At 55.5% G+C, this 18,065-nt stretch carries 17 protein-coding genes; 5 read left to right on the top strand and 12 right to left on the bottom strand.

What is annotated here, in order from left to right:
- Window positions 1–3: 3 nt before the first annotated feature.
- Complete coding sequence (nrdR, locus tag NP77_RS03595; protein WP_003852514.1) at window positions 4–453, bottom strand: transcriptional regulator NrdR; 450 nt, start codon at window positions 451–453, stop codon at window positions 4–6.
- A 186-nt stretch (window positions 454–639) separates the two neighbouring features.
- Between nrdR and lysM the strand changes: the two genes are divergently transcribed.
- Together lysM and NP77_RS03585 are read left to right on the top strand one after the other, a co-directional pair.
- Window positions 640–1,077: a peptidoglycan-binding protein LysM gene (lysM, locus tag NP77_RS03590; RefSeq protein WP_003852513.1), complete on the top strand. Its 438-nt coding sequence runs from the start codon at window positions 640–642 to the stop codon at window positions 1,075–1,077.
- A gap of 16 nt (window positions 1,078–1,093) precedes the next feature.
- Window positions 1,094–1,672: a DUF3251 domain-containing protein gene (locus NP77_RS03585; RefSeq protein WP_039659070.1), complete on the top strand. Its 579-nt coding sequence runs from the start codon at window positions 1,094–1,096 to the stop codon at window positions 1,670–1,672.
- A 59-nt stretch (window positions 1,673–1,731) separates the two neighbouring features.
- Here NP77_RS03585 and secF read toward each other — a convergent pair whose 3' ends face one another.
- The 5 genes from secF to queA all read right to left on the bottom strand — a co-directional run bounded on the left by secF (window position 1,732) and on the right by queA (window position 7,212).
- Window positions 1,732–2,700 (bottom strand): protein translocase subunit SecF, encoded by a 969-nt coding sequence (gene secF / locus NP77_RS03580; RefSeq protein WP_003852511.1) that lies wholly within the window; start codon window positions 2,698–2,700, stop codon window positions 1,732–1,734.
- Between the two features lie 10 nt (window positions 2,701–2,710).
- Window positions 2,711–4,558, bottom strand: coding sequence for a protein translocase subunit SecD (gene secD, locus NP77_RS03575; protein ID WP_072040347.1), 1,848 nt, complete (start codon window positions 4,556–4,558; stop codon window positions 2,711–2,713).
- Between the two features lie 25 nt (window positions 4,559–4,583).
- Window positions 4,584–4,916: a preprotein translocase subunit YajC gene (yajC, locus tag NP77_RS03570; protein ID WP_003852509.1), complete on the bottom strand. Its 333-nt coding sequence runs from the start codon at window positions 4,914–4,916 to the stop codon at window positions 4,584–4,586.
- A complete protein-coding gene (tgt, locus tag NP77_RS03565; RefSeq protein ID WP_039659066.1) occupies window positions 4,916–6,064 on the bottom strand; it encodes a tRNA guanosine(34) transglycosylase Tgt in 1,149 nt (382 codons plus the stop codon). The genes yajC and tgt overlap by 1 nt, the downstream gene beginning before the upstream one ends.
- A gap of 77 nt (window positions 6,065–6,141) precedes the next feature.
- The gene (gene queA / locus NP77_RS03560) at window positions 6,142–7,212 is read right to left on the bottom strand and encodes a tRNA preQ1(34) S-adenosylmethionine ribosyltransferase-isomerase QueA (protein WP_003852507.1); all 1,071 of its coding nucleotides are present in this window, start codon (window positions 7,210–7,212) and stop codon (window positions 6,142–6,144) included.
- Between the two features lie 103 nt (window positions 7,213–7,315).
- Between queA and NP77_RS03555 the strand changes: the two genes are divergently transcribed.
- The 3 genes from NP77_RS03555 to NP77_RS03545 all read left to right on the top strand — a co-directional run bounded on the left by NP77_RS03555 (window position 7,316) and on the right by NP77_RS03545 (window position 10,174).
- Window positions 7,316–7,897: an ACP phosphodiesterase gene (locus NP77_RS03555; protein ID WP_039659063.1), complete on the top strand. Its 582-nt coding sequence runs from the start codon at window positions 7,316–7,318 to the stop codon at window positions 7,895–7,897.
- Window positions 7,898–8,104: 207 nt separating this feature from the next.
- Window positions 8,105–8,917, top strand: coding sequence for an inositol monophosphatase (locus tag NP77_RS03550; protein ID WP_039659061.1), 813 nt, complete (start codon window positions 8,105–8,107; stop codon window positions 8,915–8,917).
- Window positions 8,918–10,174, top strand: coding sequence for a histidine-type phosphatase (locus NP77_RS03545; protein ID WP_039659060.1), 1,257 nt, complete (start codon window positions 8,918–8,920; stop codon window positions 10,172–10,174). It abuts the gene before it with no gap.
- Window positions 10,175–10,686: 512 nt separating this feature from the next.
- On the opposite strand, the gene proY is transcribed toward NP77_RS03545, so the two are convergent.
- The 6 genes from proY to phoB form a co-directional block, all read right to left on the bottom strand.
- Complete coding sequence (gene proY, locus NP77_RS03540) at window positions 10,687–12,039, bottom strand: proline-specific permease ProY (RefSeq protein ID WP_003852502.1); 1,353 nt, start codon at window positions 12,037–12,039, stop codon at window positions 10,687–10,689.
- 70 nt (window positions 12,040–12,109) lie between these two features.
- Window positions 12,110–13,429 (bottom strand): branched-chain amino acid transporter carrier protein BrnQ, encoded by a 1,320-nt coding sequence (gene brnQ / locus NP77_RS03535; RefSeq protein WP_039659058.1) that lies wholly within the window; start codon window positions 13,427–13,429, stop codon window positions 12,110–12,112.
- A 391-nt stretch (window positions 13,430–13,820) separates the two neighbouring features.
- Window positions 13,821–14,927, bottom strand: coding sequence for a cobalamin-independent methionine synthase II family protein (locus tag NP77_RS03530; RefSeq protein WP_039659057.1), 1,107 nt, complete (start codon window positions 14,925–14,927; stop codon window positions 13,821–13,823).
- 161 nt (window positions 14,928–15,088) lie between these two features.
- A complete protein-coding gene (locus NP77_RS03525; protein ID WP_039659284.1) occupies window positions 15,089–16,009 on the bottom strand; it encodes a PstS family phosphate ABC transporter substrate-binding protein in 921 nt (306 codons plus the stop codon).
- Between the two features lie 19 nt (window positions 16,010–16,028).
- Window positions 16,029–17,342 (bottom strand): phosphate regulon sensor histidine kinase PhoR, encoded by a 1,314-nt coding sequence (phoR, locus tag NP77_RS03520; RefSeq protein WP_039659056.1) that lies wholly within the window; start codon window positions 17,340–17,342, stop codon window positions 16,029–16,031.
- A 14-nt stretch (window positions 17,343–17,356) separates the two neighbouring features.
- A complete protein-coding gene (gene phoB / locus NP77_RS03515) occupies window positions 17,357–18,046 on the bottom strand; it encodes a phosphate response regulator transcription factor PhoB (RefSeq protein ID WP_003852491.1) in 690 nt (229 codons plus the stop codon).
- Window positions 18,047–18,065: the final 19 nt, after the last annotated feature.

Genomic DNA, 18,065 nt, shown 5'->3' with positions numbered 1-18,065 from the left:
GGTTTAATCCTGTAACCGGGCGATCTCTTCGCCAAAATCACGAATATCTTCAAAGCTGCGGTAAACTGAGGCGAAGCGAATATAGGCCACTTTGTCGAGCTTCTTCAGCTCATCCATCACCAGATTGCCAATCAGTTTACTGGGGATCTCACGTTCGCCAGTCGCGCGCAACTGCGTTTTAATATGGTTCACAGCGCTTTCAACCGCATCGGCACTCACCGGACGTTTCTCAAGCGCTTTCATCATCCCGCTGGCCATTTTGTCTTCATTAAAAGGCTCGCGCACATCATTGCTCTTCACCACGCGTGGCATCACCAGTTCCGCCACCTCAAAGGTGGTGAAGCGTTCATGACACACCAGGCACTGGCGGCGGCGACGCACCGAAGAGCCTTCACTAACCAGACGAGAATCAATCACTTTGGTGTCCACAGCGGAGCAGAATGGGCAATGCATGACGTTTCCTGACGCGAGAGTGATGGGTCTGACAGTGTAGCGCGAACTGCGAATCAACAAAATCTCTTCCGTGCCTTTACCGGGCTTCTCATCGCAGGATAAACGCGGCTAAATTTCGTCTGCGGCAAAAGGGACTACGCTTTAAGAGCTGCAAGTAAAATTTTCCACTAACACTCTGGAGGTTGTATGGGTCTGTTTAACTTTGTGAAAGAAGCCGGTGAAAAACTCTGGGACGCGGTAAACGGCGGAGATGACCAGAATAAAAAGCTGCAGGATCACATTAACAAGCTCGGCTTGCCTGACAGCGACAAGGTCGACGTCAAGGTCAATGGCGACACCGTGACCGTGACCGGTGATGGCCTGTCCCAGGAGCTGAAAGAAAAGATTCTGATTGCTGCAGGTAACGTTGCAGGCATCACGAAAGTTGAAGACAAGGTGACCGTGACAGATACCGCGGTCGAGTCAGAGCTGTACACCGTGAAAAAAGGCGATACGCTGAGCGCGATTTCCAAACAGGTTTACGGCAACGCTAACGAATATAACAAGATTTTCGAAGCGAATAAGCCAATGCTCTCGCATCCTGATAAGATCTATCCTGGCCAGGTTTTACGTATTCCAAAATAACGGACAAGGATAACTTATGAGCAGGATGGTTTGGATTCCGGTGGCGCTCTCTCTGGTAACGCTGAGTGGCTGCAGCACCACGGCAGGCAATCCGCAGGTCAGAGAGCTGCATCAGGAAGTGAGTCAGCTAAATCAGCAGATGCAGCACCTGACCACGCAGGCCAGTGCACTGGAAATCCAGGGACAGCTTAACAGTCAGTTGCAACAAGGCGCATGGCTGGTGCCGCAGGCGAAAACGCCAGTGGCTCTGCAAACCCAGCTCGGCACACTGCGACTGACGCTGTCGCCTGTGACCGCTGAAGCCAGCGGCTCGCGGGCAACCCTGACTGTGCGTTCAATGGACGACCGGCCTCTGCCCGCCCTGCATGCGACGGTGATCTGGGGTGAGCTCGACCCGGCGACCGGTAAACCGCTAAACAGCGACAGTCTGAGCCAGGCCGTCACGGTGCCGGCCTCGTTGCTGCCCCAGCATTCGACCAGCATCCCGCTGCGGCTCAGTGGCCTGACACCGGAGCAATTGGGTTATGTCCGCGTGCATAACGTAACCGGGGATGCGCCGACTCAGACTTCCCCTGCCGCACCCGCTAACCCATAGCCGCGGTGCAAAAAAAACGGGCAGCCTGTTGGCTGCCCGTTTTTATTTCTGACGCGTGATTAAGGCAGGATAGAAGGCTGATCGGCGCCCTCTTTCTCGACTTTCTGCACCATCATATGTTCACGCTTCATGCCCAGCTTCAGCGCCAGCGCCGAAGAGACATAAATGGATGAAATCGTACCAATCGTCACACCAATCAGCATGGTCAGTGAGAAGCCTTTCAGCAACGCACCACCAAACACGAACAGGATGAGGATCATCGCCAGCGTCGTCAGCGAGGTAATCAGGGTACGGCTTAACGTCTGTGTCAGTGACACGTTCGTAATATCGTAAGAGCTGCCGCGACGGATCTTACGGAAGTTTTCACGAATACGGTCAGAGACCACAATTTTATCGTTAAGCGAGTAGCCAATCACCGACATCAGCGAGGCAACAATTGTCAGGTCGATTTCAATGCGGAACAGCGCCAGCAGGCCGCAGGTGATGATCACGTCATGCGCCAGCGCCAGCACGGTACCCAGCGCCAGACGCCACTCAAAGCGGAAACCGATATAGATCAGAATCGCAATCAGTGCAGACAGCAGCGCCATCGCACCCGCCTGCGCCAGGTCGCTACCCACACTCGGGCCAACGAACTCAATGCGCTTAACGGTCGCGTTTTGCTGGGTAGTCTGGTTAATCACCGACACCACTTTATTGCCTAACTCAGTACCCGCCGGGCCGGTCACCGGTGCCATACGCACCATGACGTCACGGCTGCTGCCAAAGTTCTGCACCAGCGGCTCGTCAAAGCCCGCTTTCACCAGATCACCACGCAGGACTTCAAGGTCGGCCGGTTTTTCCAGCGCGATCTCAATCACCGTACCACCGGTGAAATCGAGGCCCCAGTTAAAACCACGCACACCCACGATCGCAATCGCGGCAAGAATCAGCAGTCCTGAAATGATGAAGGCCAGCTTATCCCAGCGCATAAAGTCGACGACTTTACGCCCGTGGTTTAACTGCTCAATGTTATATTCCTGTGCCACAACGCACTCCTCAGATAGACAGCTTGTTGATGCGTTTGCCACCGTAAACCAGGTTAACAATGGCACGGGTACCGATAATCGCGGTGAACATTGAGGTCGCGATACCAATTGCGGTGGTAATAGCAAAGCCTTTGATCGAACCGGTGCCGACCGCGTAAAGAATGATAACTTTGATCAGGGTGGTCACGTTCGCATCGACAATACTGGAGAAGGCGCCTTTGTAGCCCTCATGAATTGCCTGCTGAACCGAGCGCCCGTTACGCAGCTCTTCTTTAATACGTTCGTTAATCAGTACGTTAGCATCGACTGCTACCGCCAGTGTTAACACGATACCGGCAATACCCGGCATGGTCAGGGTCGCGCCAGGCAGCAGGGACATGATGCCGACAATCAGCACCAGGTTAACCAGCAGCGCACTCGTCGCAATCAGACCAAACTTCTTGTAGAACACCACCATAAAGAGGATCGAGGCGAGCAGACCCCACAGGCAGGCTTCCAGACCCTGAGTAATGTTTTGCTGACCCATGGTCGGCCCGATCGTACGCTCTTCCACAATCTGGATGGGCGCAATCAACGCACCGGCACGCAGCAGCAGCGACAGCTGACGCGCTTCGTTCGGGTTGTTGATACCGGTGATGCGGAAGCTGTTCCCCAGGCGAGACTGGATATTAGCGACGTTAATCACCTCTTCCTGTTTCACCAGAATTGAACGGCCGTTAGCATCTTTTTTACCGCTGTCCTTATACTCCACAAACAGGGTCGCCATCGGCTTGCCGATGTTGTCCTTGGTGAAGTTGGACATGATGTTACCGCCTGCGCTATCAAGTGAAATGTTCACCTGTGGCTGGTTGTACTCATCCATGCTGGACGTCGAGTCGGTGATGTGGTCACCGGTCAGGATCACCCGCTTGTAGAGCACGACCGGCTGGCCATCACGCATGTCTTTAACTTCTGAGTCACCCGGAACACGGCCACTGGCCGCCGCAGTAGGATCTACGCTGGTGTTCACCAGACGGAATTCCAGCGTCGCGGTTGCGCCCAGAATCTCTTTGGCACGCGCCGTATCCTGAATACCCGGCAGCTCAACTACGATGCGATCGGAGCCCTGACGCTGAACCAGCGGTTCCGCCACGCCAAGCTGGTTTACACGGTTACGCAGAATCGTAATGTTCTGCTGAACCGCATATTCACGCGCTTCGCTGAGACGGGCATCGCTCATGGTGGCACGCAGCGCATCGCTGCCGCTGCTGTTGATCACCAGATCCTGATGACGCGAGGAGAGCCAGGAGATCGCCGCATCACGACTGGCAGCGTCACGGAAACGAATTTCCACGCCGTAGTTCGCGATTTTGTTGACGGTGGTATAAGGGATATTTTTGGTGCGCAGATCGCTACGCAGCGTGTCAGCATTCTGCTCCTGCAGCTTGCTGAGCGCGGTGTCCATGTCCACTTCCATCAGGAAGTGCACACCACCACGCAGGTCGAGACCGAGTTTCATCGGCTCTGCTGACAGCATGCTCAGCCAGCGCGGCGTAGCTGGCGCAAGGTTCAGCGCGACAACGTAGTTCTCACCCAGCGCTTTCATGATGGCTTCACGGGCGCGTAACTGCACATCCGTATTGTTGAAGCGCGCGGTAATCGCACCATTTTCCAGCGCAACAGATTTGCTCTGGATATTGTCTTGTTTTAATGCGGACTGAATTTGATCCAACGTCTGCTCACTGGCGGCGCTTCCGCGCGCACCAGTGATTTGAACGGCCGGATCCTCACCATACAGGTTGGGAAGCGCATAGAGCAGGCCGACGAGAATCACGACGACCAGCATCACATACTTCCACAAAGGATAACGATTTAACACGGCAGTTCCCTTAGGGAAGAAAGAATTACAGCGCCTTGATAGTGCCTTTAGGCAGCACGGCGGCGACGAAATCACGTTTAACGACGACTTCATTGGTGTCATTCAGCGCGATAGCGACGTATCCCGTGTCAGAGACTTTCGTTACGCGGCCTACCAGGCCACCGCTGGTCAGCACTTCATCACCCTTAGAGATGGAATCCATCAGCTTCTTGTGCTCTTTCGCACGTTTCTGCTGCGGACGCAGGATCATGAAGTAGAAAATCAGACCAAACACCACCAGCATGATCACCAGAGAATACGGACTTCCCTGAGACGGTGCGCCAGCTGCAGCCACGGCGTCAGAAATGAATAAGCTCATTAAATTTCCCTCATTGATGAATTATCAGACGTTAATGGCGGAACTTCTTTGCCCGTCCGTTGGTAAAACTCAGTTACAAAGTGTTCTAATTTACCCTCTTCAATGGCCTGGCGTAAACCTGCCATCAGACGCTGGTAATAGCGCAAATTGTGGATAGTGTTCAGACGCGCGCCCAGTATTTCGTTACAACGGTCGAGATGATACAAGTAGGCGCGGCTATAATTGCGACAGGTGTAACAATCACACTCCGCATCCAGCGGCGCAGTGTCATCTTTGTATCGGGCGTTGCGGATTTTCACCACACCCTCAGTCACAAACAGGTGACCATTTCGGGCATTACGGGTAGGCATCACGCAGTCAAACATATCGACGCCGCGACGGACGCCTTCAACCAGATCTTCTGGCTTGCCGACACCCATCAGATAACGTGGTTTATCCTGCGGAAGCTGCGGACAGACGTGCTCAAGAATACGGTGCATGTCCTGCTTGGGCTCACCCACCGCCAGGCCGCCCACAGCGTACCCATCAAAGCCAATCTCTACCAGACCTTTCACCGAGACATCTCGTAAATCTTCGTAAACCGAGCCCTGGATAATGCCAAACAACGCATTTTTATTCCCCAGGCTGTCGAAACGATCACGGCTGCGTCGCGCCCAGCGCAGCGACATCTCCATGGAGCGTTTGGCATAGTCCCAGTTCGCCGGATAGGGCGTACATTCATCGAAGATCATGACGATGTCGGAACCGAGGTCATACTGAATCTCCATCGATTTTTCCGGATCGAGGAAGATCGGGTCGCCATTGATCGGGTTACGGAAGTGAACGCCCGCTTCGGTGATTTTGCGGATGTCACCCAGGCTGAAGACCTGGAAGCCGCCGGAGTCGGTCAGAATCGGCCCTTTCCACTGCATAAAATCATGCAGATCGCCATGCAGTTTCATGATCTCCTGGCCCGGACGCAGCCAGAGGTGGAAGGTATTGCCCAGAATGATCTGTGCGCCAGTCTCCTGCACTTCTTCCGGCGTCATGCCTTTCACGGTGCCATAGGTGCCGACAGGCATAAACGCAGGGGTTTCCACCACACCGCGATCAAAAATCAGACGGCCACGGCGTGCGCGCCCGTCTGTAGTATCAAGTTCAAATTTCACAAAGCCCCCATTGGAGAAACAGTCCAATGTATACAACCTTCACGCTATTAAGGCGGTTCCGGCTATCGGTTAATAAATCAGTCGCCCACTTTTTCCAGCGGCGCCTGCGGATTTTTGCTGATAAACATCGCGTCACCATAACTGAAGAAACGATATTGCTCAGCCACGGCTGCGTGATACGCCGCCATGGTGTGCTGATAACCGGCGAATGCCGAGACCAGCATAATCAGCGTCGATTCGGGCAAATGGAAGTTGGTGATCAGCGCATCGATCACCTGATACTCATAGCCCGGATAGATGAAAATCTGGGTATCGTCGAAGAACGGCGCAATCAGAGCATCCTGACTCGCTTTGGCGGCGCTCTCCAGCGAACGGACGGAGGTGGTGCCGACGGCGACCACCTTATTGCCGCGCGCTTTACAGGCCAGCACCGCATCAACAACCTCCTGCGGCACTTCGGCATATTCTGCGTGCATGTGATGCTCTTCGATGGTCTCGACACGCACCGGCTGGAAAGTCCCCGCCCCAACATGCAGCGTCACAAACGCCATTTCAACGCCCTTCTCTTTCAGCGCCTGCAGCAGCGGTTCATCGAAATGCAGACCGGCGGTCGGGGCCGCGACAGCACCCGGACGGGCGCTGTAAACCGTCTGATAAAGCTCGCGATCCGCCTCTTCATCCGGACGGTCAATATAGGGCGGCAGCGGCATATGGCCGACGCTGTTGAGAATATCGAGCACCGCGCGCTCATCATCAAAGACAATCTCAAATAGCGCATCGTGGCGTGCCACCATCGTCGCTTTCACGCTCTCATCTTCACCCAGAAGCAGTTCTGCGCCCGGCTTTGGTGCTTTCGAGGCGCGCACATGTGCCAGTACACGCTTATCGTCGAGCATCCGCTCTACCAGCATTTCGATTTTGCCACCGCTGGCTTTACGGCCAAAGACGCGCGCCGGAATCACGCGGGTGTTGTTGAACACCAGCAGATCGCCTGGATTCAGCTTATCCAGCACGTCGGTGAAAACACCGTGCGACAAGGCCCCGCTGGGGCCATCGAGCGACAGCAGGCGACAGCCACTGCGCTGTGCCTGGGGATAGTGAGCAATCAGGGATTCGGGCAGTTCAAAAGCAAAATCAGCGACACGCATTGAAATGTTCTTTCTCAGGCAAAAACAGGCGGCACAGTTTAGCGGAAAAACGACCAATTCTGAACAACTGGCTGCGCTAAGGCAGTTCAGCCTATAATGCGGCATGAACTTTCTTGCGCATCTCCATCTGGCTAAGCTGGCCAACAGCTCCTTACTCGGCAATTTAATGGCCGACTTTGTGCGTGGCAACCCGCACCAGCACTGGTCTGCACCTGTTGCAGACGGCATTCTGATGCATCGTCGTCTGGATGTGATGACCGATGGGCTGCCGGAAGTGCGCAGCGCCCGTCAGCTGTTCCGTGCGGAAACGTATCGCGTGGCACCCATCACACTGGATGTCATCTGGGACCATTTTTTGGCGCGTCACTGGCAGCGTTTCACACCCAATCAGACGCTGGTGCAGTTTTCTGCCGCCGCCGAGCGCGAAATCCTGCCGCAACTGCCAGATACCCCCACTGAATTTCAGGAACTCAATGCTGTGATGTGGCGTGAGCGCTGGTTTGAGCATTATGCCCAACCTGCACGGCTTGAGCGGGTGCTGCACGGCATGGCCAGCCGACGTCCACGCCTGGCGGCACTGCGTGACTCCCACCATGATTTCACCGAACATTATGATCAGCTGGAAGCGCTGTTTTTTATTTTTTATCCGCGTTTAATGGCGCTGGCGACCAGCAGAACCCTGTAAAACCCGATCCTCTGCTGCCGGGCTGGCGGATGCCAGCTTTCGTCTGAATAAAAAGCCGCTTTCCTGACTTCCCGCCATCTTGCCATTGCTGCTTATCTGCGGCTTAATGAAGCCTTTCTTAACAATAGCTAAGAAAACATTACAGCCAGACCGCCTGCTCAGGCGCACCTTCCGTTCGTTATGGCAAAAAAATCATAAGAGGAAAAGATGTCATCCGCTTCGCATTCTGAAATAGACGCGCGTTATCGTTACGCCTGCGACATTGCCCGTGCTGCGGGCAGCCGGGCTTTGTCATGGTATCAACAGCGTCAGACATTGGTAGTGGAACACAAAAGGGATTTGCAGGATGTGGTCAGCGAGGCTGATCGTAACGTTGAGGCATTAATTAAGTCGTTAATTGCCGAGCGTTTTCCTGATGATGCCGTCTATGGCGAAGAGAGCGGCGGCGAGGTCCAGGGCGCGCCTTTTATCTGGGTCGTTGATCCGATCGATGGCACCGCCTGCTTCGTCAATGGCCTGCCTAACTGGTGCGTCTCGCTGGCCGTCGTCTGTGAGGGCGAACCGGTGATCGGCGTGGTCTGCGATCCTAACCATCAGGAGCTGTTTCATGCACGAGCGGGCCAGGGCGCGTGGGTTAATGAGAGCCGTCTGCAGGCCCATGACGCGCAGCATCTCAACGAGGGGTTACTCGGCATCAGCAACTCCAGCCGCACACCGGGTGAAAGTACCTCGCGGCTGATTAGCGGCTTAACAGAACAGGGTGGCATGTTTATTCGTATCGGTTCTGGTGCGCTTACCAGCGCCTGGGCGGCCGCCGGGCGGCTGATTGGCTACTATGAAGCGCATATGCATCCCTGGGACAGTCTGCCGGGCATCGTCCTGATGCGTGAAGCAGGCGGTGTCACCAATGATTACCTGCGTAATGACGGAATGAAAAACGGCAACCCGGTGTTGCTGTCCAATGCAGCCCTTTACCCGAAAATAAAAGCGCTGACCGGCAATCTGGCGCTGGAGGAATAAATGACGATGCCTGCCCTGTACCGCTGCGCGCTGATCCTCAGTTCTCTCTGGCTGCTAAGCCCGGCGTCACAGGCGGCGGATTACCAGCTGGAGAAAGTAGTCGAACTGAGCCGTCACGGTGTTCGTCCGCCCACGCCCGGCAATCGCAAAGAGATCGAAGCCGCCAGCCAGCAACCCTGGCCGCAGTGGACCACTGCCGATGGTGAGCTGACCGGCCATGGCTACAGCGCTGTGGTGAATAAAGGACGCTGGGAAAGCGATCGCTATCGTCAGCTCGGGCTGCTGAGCACGGGCTGTCCTGACGCGGCTGAGGTCTACGTTCGCGCCAGTCCGCTTCAGCGCACCCGCGCCACCGCCGCGGCGCTGACGGACGGCGCATTTCCCGGCTGCGGCGTGCCCGTGCATCACGTAGCAGGCGATGCCGATCCCCTGTTTCAGAGCGAAAAGCTGACCATCACCCGGACCGATCCCGCTCAGGAGCTCGCCGCGAAACAGCAGAAAGCAGGCGATCTGGCCCGGCTGCAACAGCAGCTGCAGCCGGCGATTCAGCAACTGAAAGCTGCCGTCTGCCCGCCCGCAACAGATTGCCCGTTGTTTGATGCGCCCTGGGCGTTTCGGCAGACGCGCAACGGCAATACTTACGTTTACGGGCTGAGTGTGATGGCGAGCATGGTGGAGACGCTGCGACTGGGTTACAGCGAAAACCTGCCGTTTGATCAGCTCGCCTGGGGACACATCACCTCGGCCGCGCAGATCACCTCGCTGCTTCCATTGCTGACCGCCAACTACGATCTGAGCAACGATATCCTTTATCAGGCTCAGCACCGTGGCTCAATACTGCTTAACGCCCTGCTGGCGGAAATTGCGTCTGACCGCTCGCCAACCCGCTGGCTGATTCTGGTAGCGCATGACACCAACATCGCAATGGTGCGCACTCTGATGGACTTTAGCTGGCAGTTACCCGGCTATTCACGCGGCAACATTCCGCCGGGCAGCAGTCTGGTGCTGGAGCGCTGGCGCGACATTCACAGTGGCAAACGTTTTTTGCGACTCTATTTTCAGGCGCAGAGTCTGGATGGTATCCGACAGCTGCAACCAATTGATGATAAACATCCGTTATTACATCAGGAATGGCATCAGTCAGACTGCAGAGTTACCCATGTCGGCGTGCTCTGCCCTTATCAATCCACGCTGACTCAGCTGCGGAAAAACCTGGATAACAGCGCTGTGTTGCCGGTTTCGGTTATATTGCCTTGAGTCTGTGGCTAATGAAATTAAGGCCGCAGTCTCAATGCGGCCTTATTAATGTTAACCACGGTTAATTAACGCCACTCCGACCTATTCTTATTTAAAACGACTGACTATCAGCGCTATCCGTTTTGTTTTACGATAGTTACGTCAATCATCCCTTTATTAACTATTTTCCTGTAATCCTTGAGTATTTCGGCGACTGGTTTCGCCGTTTTTTATTTCTGCCTTTATTACCCTTCGTGCCCGATTAGCTGCACCCTCTCCTGCTCAGGCTCTCTTGTGTCCCTGTCCCCGGTTTGCATCCTCCGTGATATTCACTGCTCTTTGAAATAATCATTCCCGGAACTATTTGCTGAAATAATGTGATGCATGACCTTATTTCGCTGATACACAATAAGTGCCGAATAAAAGGAGTTCGTGTTGTGGCGGGGATCACATAAATAATCAGATGCGGGGAAAATCTGAGAGGGAAATAGCGTGTTCTGCTCCCCCATAAATCGGGAGAGCAGAACAGAGGATTAGCGGGTTTTACGCACCAGCTTATAACCCAGCAGCAACACCACTATCCACACCATACCCACATAGAGTGAAATACGGGTATCGGGGAAATATCCAATCAGCCCGATGATAAAGCAGAGGAAGGCAACGCCGACACCCGCCGTCCAACTGCCACCTGGCAGTGCAAACTTCAGCTTACTGGCCGCCTCTTTGCCAATTTTGCGACGGAACGCGATCTGCGACAGCAGAATCATGATCCAGACCCATACTGTTGCAAAGGTCGCCAGCGACGCGATCACCAGGAAGACTTTTTCGGGCATCAGGTAGTTGAGATAGACCGCAATCAGCATGGCAAACATCATCACGACAACCGTCACCCACGGAATCCCGCGTGAAGAGACCTTCATAAAGACTTTAGGCGCATGGCCTTGCTGCGCCATTCCGTGCAGCATGCGACCCACACCAAACACATCGCTGTTAATCGCCGAGAGTGACGCGGTCAGCACCACAAAATTGAGGATAGAGGCGGCGGCGGCGATGCCAAGATGCTGGAATGTCAGCACAAACGGGCTGCCCGACGTGCCTACCTGATTCCATGGGTAGATGGACATAATCACAAACAGCGTACCGACATAGAACACCAGAATGCGCCACGGCACTGAGTTAATCGCACGCGGAATCGACTTCTCCGGATCTTTCGCTTCACCCGCCGTAATCCCGATGATCTCAATGCCGCCGTAGGCGAACATCACCATCTGCAGCGACAGCAGCATGCCGACCACGCCGTGCGCGAAGAAGCCGCCATTGGTCCATAAATTATGGATGCCGGTCGGCTGGCCGCCGTTGCCAATCCCCCAGATGATCATGCCGAAACCGGCCAGAATCATCACGATGATGGTGGCGACTTTGAAGAAGGAGAACCAGAACTCCACTTCACCGAACACTTTCACGCTCATCAGATTGACGGCACCGATGATCAGCACCACGCTCAGCACCCAAATCCAGTGCGGCACCTCGGGGAACCAGACGCCCATATAGATGCCGAACGCGGTGACATCTGCAATCGCGACAATCAGGATCTCAAAACAGTAGGTCCAGCCGGTAATGTAACCCGCCATCGGCCCAAGATAGTCCTGCGCATAGCGTGAAAAGGAACTGGCCTGAGGATTATTAACGGACATCTCACCCAGCGCACGCATGATGATGTAAGCCACGGCCCCACCGATGATATAGGCGAGCAGCACGCTCGGGCCGGCCATTTTTATCGCGTCGGCGGAACCGTAAAACAGCCCGGTGCCAATCGCCGATCCCAGCGCCATAAAACGGATGTGGCGCGTGCTCAGTCCGCGTTTGAGCTTGTTGGTTTCTTGCATAACAACCTGTACCTGTGAAATGAAAAAACCACGGGCAGGCCCGTGGTTAAAGAAAAATCAGTGCGTTCTGTTACGAGTGAACGGCAACCTGTTCCGGCCCCTTCACCCGATCAACAACAGCGGCAATCAGCAGCATCACCAGCGACGGCGGCAACCAGGCGAGACCCTGATCGGCCAGCGGCAGATGCTGACTGAAAGCGGGCAGCAAATCTTTAAACCCGGTGGTTTTAATCGCATCAACAATGCCAAACAGCAGGCTTACCAGCATCGCTGGCGCGATAATCCGGCTGCTCTTGTTCCACCAGTTAAGGGTGAAACTCAGTACAACCAGCACGATACAAGGCGGGTAAATCGCCGTGAGTACCGGGATGGAGATCTGAATCAGGTGGCTCAGGCCGAGGTTCGACACCACCATCGAGAACAGACCCAGAATAAACACCAGCGTTTTATACGATAACGGCAGGTATTGCGCAAAAAATTCCGCACAGGCACAGGTCAGGCCAACGGCGGTCACCATGCAGGCAACAAAAATCAGTGCGGCCAGGAAGAGACTGCCCATATTGCCAAAGGTGTGCTGAACATACGCATGCAGAATCGCTGCGCCGTTGGCGTTTTGATCAACCAGCTCACCGCTGCCCGCGCCCAGCTTAAACAGGCAAAGGTAGACCAGCGTCAGGCCCAGACCCGCGATCAGGCCTGCCAGCACGGTATAGCGCGTCAGCAGCGCGGCATTGTCGATGCCACGCGAACGGGCGGCGTTGACAATCACGATGCCAAAAACCAGCGCGCCCAGCGTATCCATCGTCAGATAGCCGTTAACGAAACCGCTTGAGAACGCCGCATGCTGATAATCAACGGTCGCGGGAATGGTGCCACCCGCCGGCCACACCAGTGCAGCCACGCCCAGCACGGTCAGCGCGATAATTTTCAAGGGCGCAAGGAAGTGACCTACAGTGTCGAGCAGTTTGCCCGGATAAAGCGATACACCAATCACCAGCGCGAAGTAGATCAGGCTGTAGATAAACAGGGGCAGCGCACCATCGCCGGTCAGCGGCGCAATACCCATCTCAAATGAAACCGTTGCCGTACGCGGGGTGGCAAACAGCGGCCCAACAGCCAGATAGCACACGGTAGCCAGAACAATGCCCGCAACCTTGCCAATCGGAGTGCTGAGTGCATCCACGCCGCCGCCGACGCGAGCCAGCGCGATCACGGTCATCACCGGTAACCCGACTGCGGTAATCAGAAAACCAATTGCGGCGGTCCAGACGTGTTCACCAGACTGAATACCGACCATTGGCGGGAAAATGATGTTGCCCGCGCCAACAAACAGGGCGAATGTCATAAAGCCCAGCGCGAGAATGTCCTTCGAAGTTAAACGATGTGTCATACGGCCTGTCACTGATGTTGCGGTGGAAGTTGGGTTAGTGTTGTCCCCTCGCTGCGTGTAAACCGCGATCTGGCTGACAATGTCAGCGCATTATGCTCGTCGCAGGGTAAAGCGCAGGTGATTTAAGCTGCTTTTATTCTGTTCACAGAGGGATGGATCGACAACGGCGCTAAGTAAAACGTTTATAGCGGTGAAAGGCAATACGGGATCGGAAAACCAGAAGGTTATACCACCATTTTTCCCAAAGGCAGTAGATAGCGTTAATTTTTGCTGCTGGGACACAAGATGATGTGCCTAAATAATAGACAGAGCGTGAGAAATCCCCGCATAAACGGGGTTTCAGATACACAAAAGGCGCGTTTTACGCGCCTGTCTGCACAACGTTACAGCACTACCAGACCTGATTCGCGATATCCACCACCAAACGAATTTTCTGCCACTGCTGCGCTTCACTCAGGCTGTTGCCCTCTTCAGTTGAGGCAAAACCGCATTGCGGGCTGAGGCAAATCTGATCCAGGCTGACGTACTGCGCCGCCTCTTCCAGCCGGATTTTCACCTGCGCCGGATCTTCCAGTTCACCCACCTTAGTGGTGATTAAACCCAGCACCACCTGCTGATGACCCGGTTTAATGTAACGCAGTGGCTCAAAGCCGCCGGACCGGGCATTGTCATACTCCAGGAAGAACGCATCCACGTTGACGCTGCCGAACAGGATTTCTGCCACCGGCCCGTAGCCCCCCTCTGAGATCCAGGTGGAGCGGAAGTTCCCGCGGCAGACATGCAGACCCACCGTCAGATCGGCAGGCTTATCCTCCAGCGCTTTATTCAGTACCTGAGCGTAAATCTGTGCCAGCTGATCCGGATCGTCGCCGCGTTCGCGGATATCGCGCTTCTGATCTTCAGAGCAGAGATAAGCCCAGACGGTGTCATCCAGCTGCAGATAGCGGCAGCCCGCATCATAAAAGGCCTGAATCGCCGCTTTGTAGGTCTGCGCCAGATCCTCGAAGTAGTCCGCCAGATCGGGATAGACCTCTGCATCAATCACTTTGCGGCCACCGCGGAAGTGTAAAACGCTGGGGCTGGGAATGGTCATTTTTGGCACCGCATCCCCGGCAATACTCTGCAGGAAACGGAAATGCGCCAGCATCGGATGATCCGCCGGGAAACCGAGTTTGCTTACCACTTTCACGCCATGCGCTTTGGTCTGCACGCCATTAAACTGGATGCCCTGTTCCGCTTCATAGCGCTCAACGCCATTCAGGCCATAGAAGAAGTCGAAGTGCCACCAGCCGCGACGAAACTCGCCATCGGTGACCACCTTCAGGCCATTTTCACGTTGCTTCGCTACCACATCGCGAATCGCCTCATCTTCGACCTGCTGCAGGGCCGCCGCATCAATCTTTCCGGCAGCAAACGCTTCGCGCGCCTGCTTAATCGCAGCGGGACGCAGAAAACTGCCAACGGTGTCGGCACGGAACGGGGCGGTTTCTCTTTGCATGATCACTCCTGTCTCTCCTGCCGGTAATAACGACAGGAAATCATTGCACTCTGAAATAAATAGCCATCTGGATGGCTACATGTCTGAAAACAGAGTGTCATGAGTGGCATGCATCTGCAACTGAAGAAAATTCAGGGATGATGAAAAAAATTCAACCGGGATTAACGCAGGGCGGCGCGCGCCTCTGCCATCTGGCTGTCTGAGAGCGGCAGATAGCCCGCTTCGCTGACCCGCCGCTGTCCTTGTGGTGAAAGAACCTGCTGCAGAAATGCCGCCACCAGCGGCGGCAGTGGTTTACCGGGTGCTTTATTAACATAGAGATAGAGTGGGCGCGCCCAGGGATAACGGCCGCTACGAATAGCATCGGCATCCGGGGCAATCGCCTGGCCCTGCTCATTCGTCACCGCCAGCATTTTTACGCCGCTGAGATGAAAGCCAAAACTGGCGTAGCCGATGCTGCGCGAATTACCGGCCACCGCCTGCACCACCGCGGCCGAGCCAGGAAACTCCGCTACGTCGCTGCGGAAATCGCCTTTGCATAGCACCTGCTGTTTGAAGAAACCCCAGGTGCCGGAGGCGGAATTACGTCCATAGCGCTGAATGGGGCGTTTGTTCCATTGCGCGCCGGTTAAACCGAGATCGCCCCAGCGCAGCGGCACACTGTGTGCGCCACACAGACGGGTAACGGAGAAGATGGCGTCGAGCTGACGCGGCTCAATCTGCTGCAGCGGGTTACGCTGATTCACCACCACCACCAGCGCATCCATCGCCACCGGCACCGCCAGCGGCGGATAGCCGTAGCGCGCCTCAAAAGCCTGACGCTCATCGGCCTGCATCGGGCGGCTCATCGGACCGAGCTGTGCGGCACCTGCTGCCAGCGCAGTCGGCGCGGTTGAGGAACCGGAGGCCTGAACCTGCACATTGACGCCCGGCGCCTGCCGACTAAAATCCTCGCCCCACAGGGTCATAAGATAGCCAAGCGTATCTGAGCCGACACTGCTGAGATTGCCGGAGAGCGTGCCGTGCTGGGCCAGCGCCAGGCCCGGCAGCAGCGTAACAATCAATACAAGAAGAATGCGCATCAGGAAGATCCGGCAGCCATTAATGAACGGCATTCTCCTGCATCACGCTGCTGACAATCAACCTCGCGGGCAGCGTAAACGTAAAACAGGTCTCTTTGTGCGGCACGCTGGTGATGTCGAGCCGCGCGTTGTGGTGACTCAGCGCATGTTTCACTATCGCCAGACCCAGCCCGCTGCCACCAGTGGCACGTGAACGCGCTTTATCGACGCGGTAGAAACGCTCGGTCAGACGGGGAATATGTTCTGAAGCAATACCCGGCCCGTTGTCGCAAACCCGGAAGGTGGCGCCCTGTTTGCCGCGCAGCCAGCTGATATCAATCCGCGTACCATCCGGAGTGTGATTTACCGCGTTATAAACCAGATTGGAGATAGCACTGCGAAGCTGTTCATCGTTGCCGAACACTTTCAAATGGGGATCGGTATGGAAATGAATATCGTGACGACCGCCACTTAGCGTCGCCGCCTCATGCTGCAGCAGCTTCAGCATGACCGGCACATCCACCTTCTCTTTCAGATCGATGGCAGGCGCGGCTTCAATGCGCGACAGCGTCAGCAGCTGTTTGACCAGGCTGTCCATACGGCGCGTCTGCTCAGACATCGTGTGCAGCGCTTTGCTGCGCGAAGGCTCGCTCATCACCGAGTCGTTCATCATCTCCAGATAGCCCTGCAGCACCGTGAGCGGCGTACGTAACTCATGGCTGACGTTGGCAAAAAAGTTGCGGCGCGCCCCTTCCAGCTGATGCATCTGCGTCACATCACGCGCCACCAGCAGCCACTGCCCCTCGCTGTAGGGCATAACGCGGAATTCCATGTGAAGTTTGTTGTTCAGCACCAGCGTCAGGGGCTTGTCAAAATCGCGCTGGCGCAGATAGCGTGAGAACTCCGGATAACGCAGCAGATTGAGGATGTTCTGGCCATTATCTTCCGGCCAGCGCAGACCCAGGTGCTGCTGCGCCAGACCGTTACACCAGAAAATAGAGCCCTCTTCCGTGGTCAGGATCACCGCATCCGGCAGCGACTCGGCACCGCTGCGGAAACGTTTGATCAGATTACCGAGTTCACGTCGCCGCCGCCGGTTGCGCAGTTGCATCTGGTAAAGACCATAAAACAGCGGTTCCCAGCTGGCACGCCCGGCGGGTGGCGTCATGGTGCGGTCGAGCCACAGCCAGTGCGACAGCCGCATCAGATTGTGGAAATGCCATAACAGCACCATGACCACGCTCAGCAGCAGCCACCAGGGCAAACCGCCAGACAGCAGGCCCAGCAGCACCGCAGGCAGACAGGCCAGCAGCAGTTCTGTCAGTAATCTCTTCCAGGAGAGGCGTTCCAGCACGGTAAAGGCTCCGTTTAATAGCGGGCAGAGAAACGATACCCTGTTCCACGGACGGTTTGTACCATGCGGTCGTGGCCGGAGACTTCCAGCGCTTTACGTAAACGGCGGATGTGAACATCAACAGTGCGATCTTCCACATACACATTGGTGCCCCAGACGTGGTTCAGCAGCTGTTCGCGGCTGTATACGCGTTCCGGGTGAGTCATAAAGAAGTGCAGCAGCTTATATTCGGTCGGGCCCATCTCCAGCGGCGTGGTTTCGGACATCACGCGATGTGAAGAAGGATCCAGACTCAGTCCCTGCATCTCAATCACCTCTTCCACCGCCATCGGTGAAATACGGCGCATCACCGCTTTAATTCGCGCCATCAGTTCTTTAGGCGAAAACGGCTTGGTAATGTAATCATCGGCGCCCACTTCCAGGCCACGCACCCGATCTTCCTCTTCGCCACGCGCGGTGAGCATCATCACCGGGATATCCCGCGTCATCGCCTCGCGTTTCAGATGCTTGATAAACTGAATACCGCTGCCACCAGGTAACATCCAGTCCAGTAAAATCAGATCGGGCCAGGGTTCAATCAGCTTGCCCACGGCACTGTCATAATCTTCCGCCTCAATTGGCTGATAGTCGTTCTGCTCCAGAACAAAACACAACATTTCACGGATGGGGGCTTCATCCTCCACAACCAAAATGCGCTTAGCCATTATTACTCCTGCTGATTAT

Source organism: Pantoea sp. MBLJ3, from assembly GCF_000816655.1.
Taxonomy (GTDB): Bacteria; Pseudomonadota; Gammaproteobacteria; order Enterobacterales; family Enterobacteriaceae; genus Pantoea; species Pantoea eucalypti.
The sequence above is the reverse complement of the archived record's forward strand: the minus strand, read 5'-3'. Positions and strand labels throughout refer to the sequence as shown.

Coding starts and splice junctions, on each gene's coding strand:
- proY (WP_003852502.1), bottom strand. CDS start 12,039: ATGCAAGAAACCAACAAGCTCAAACGCGGACTGAGCACGCGCCACATC.
- NP77_RS03545 (WP_039659060.1), top strand. CDS start 8,918: ATGACGATGCCTGCCCTGTACCGCTGCGCGCTGATCCTCAGTTCTCTC.
- NP77_RS03550 (WP_039659061.1), top strand. CDS start 8,105: ATGTCATCCGCTTCGCATTCTGAAATAGACGCGCGTTATCGTTACGCC.
- NP77_RS03555 (WP_039659063.1), top strand. CDS start 7,316: ATGAACTTTCTTGCGCATCTCCATCTGGCTAAGCTGGCCAACAGCTCC.
- queA (WP_003852507.1), bottom strand. CDS start 7,212: ATGCGTGTCGCTGATTTTGCTTTTGAACTGCCCGAATCCCTGATTGCT.
- lysM (WP_003852513.1), top strand. CDS start 640: ATGGGTCTGTTTAACTTTGTGAAAGAAGCCGGTGAAAAACTCTGGGAC.
- nrdR (WP_003852514.1), bottom strand. CDS start 453: ATGCATTGCCCATTCTGCTCCGCTGTGGACACCAAAGTGATTGATTCT.
- brnQ (WP_039659058.1), bottom strand. CDS start 13,429: ATGACACATCGTTTAACTTCGAAGGACATTCTCGCGCTGGGCTTTATG.
- NP77_RS03530 (WP_039659057.1), bottom strand. CDS start 14,927: ATGCAAAGAGAAACCGCCCCGTTCCGTGCCGACACCGTTGGCAGTTTT.
- NP77_RS03585 (WP_039659070.1), top strand. CDS start 1,094: ATGAGCAGGATGGTTTGGATTCCGGTGGCGCTCTCTCTGGTAACGCTG.
- yajC (WP_003852509.1), bottom strand. CDS start 4,916: ATGAGCTTATTCATTTCTGACGCCGTGGCTGCAGCTGGCGCACCGTCT.
- NP77_RS03525 (WP_039659284.1), bottom strand. CDS start 16,009: ATGCGCATTCTTCTTGTATTGATTGTTACGCTGCTGCCGGGCCTGGCG.
- phoB (WP_003852491.1), bottom strand. CDS start 18,046: ATGGCTAAGCGCATTTTGGTTGTGGAGGATGAAGCCCCCATCCGTGAA.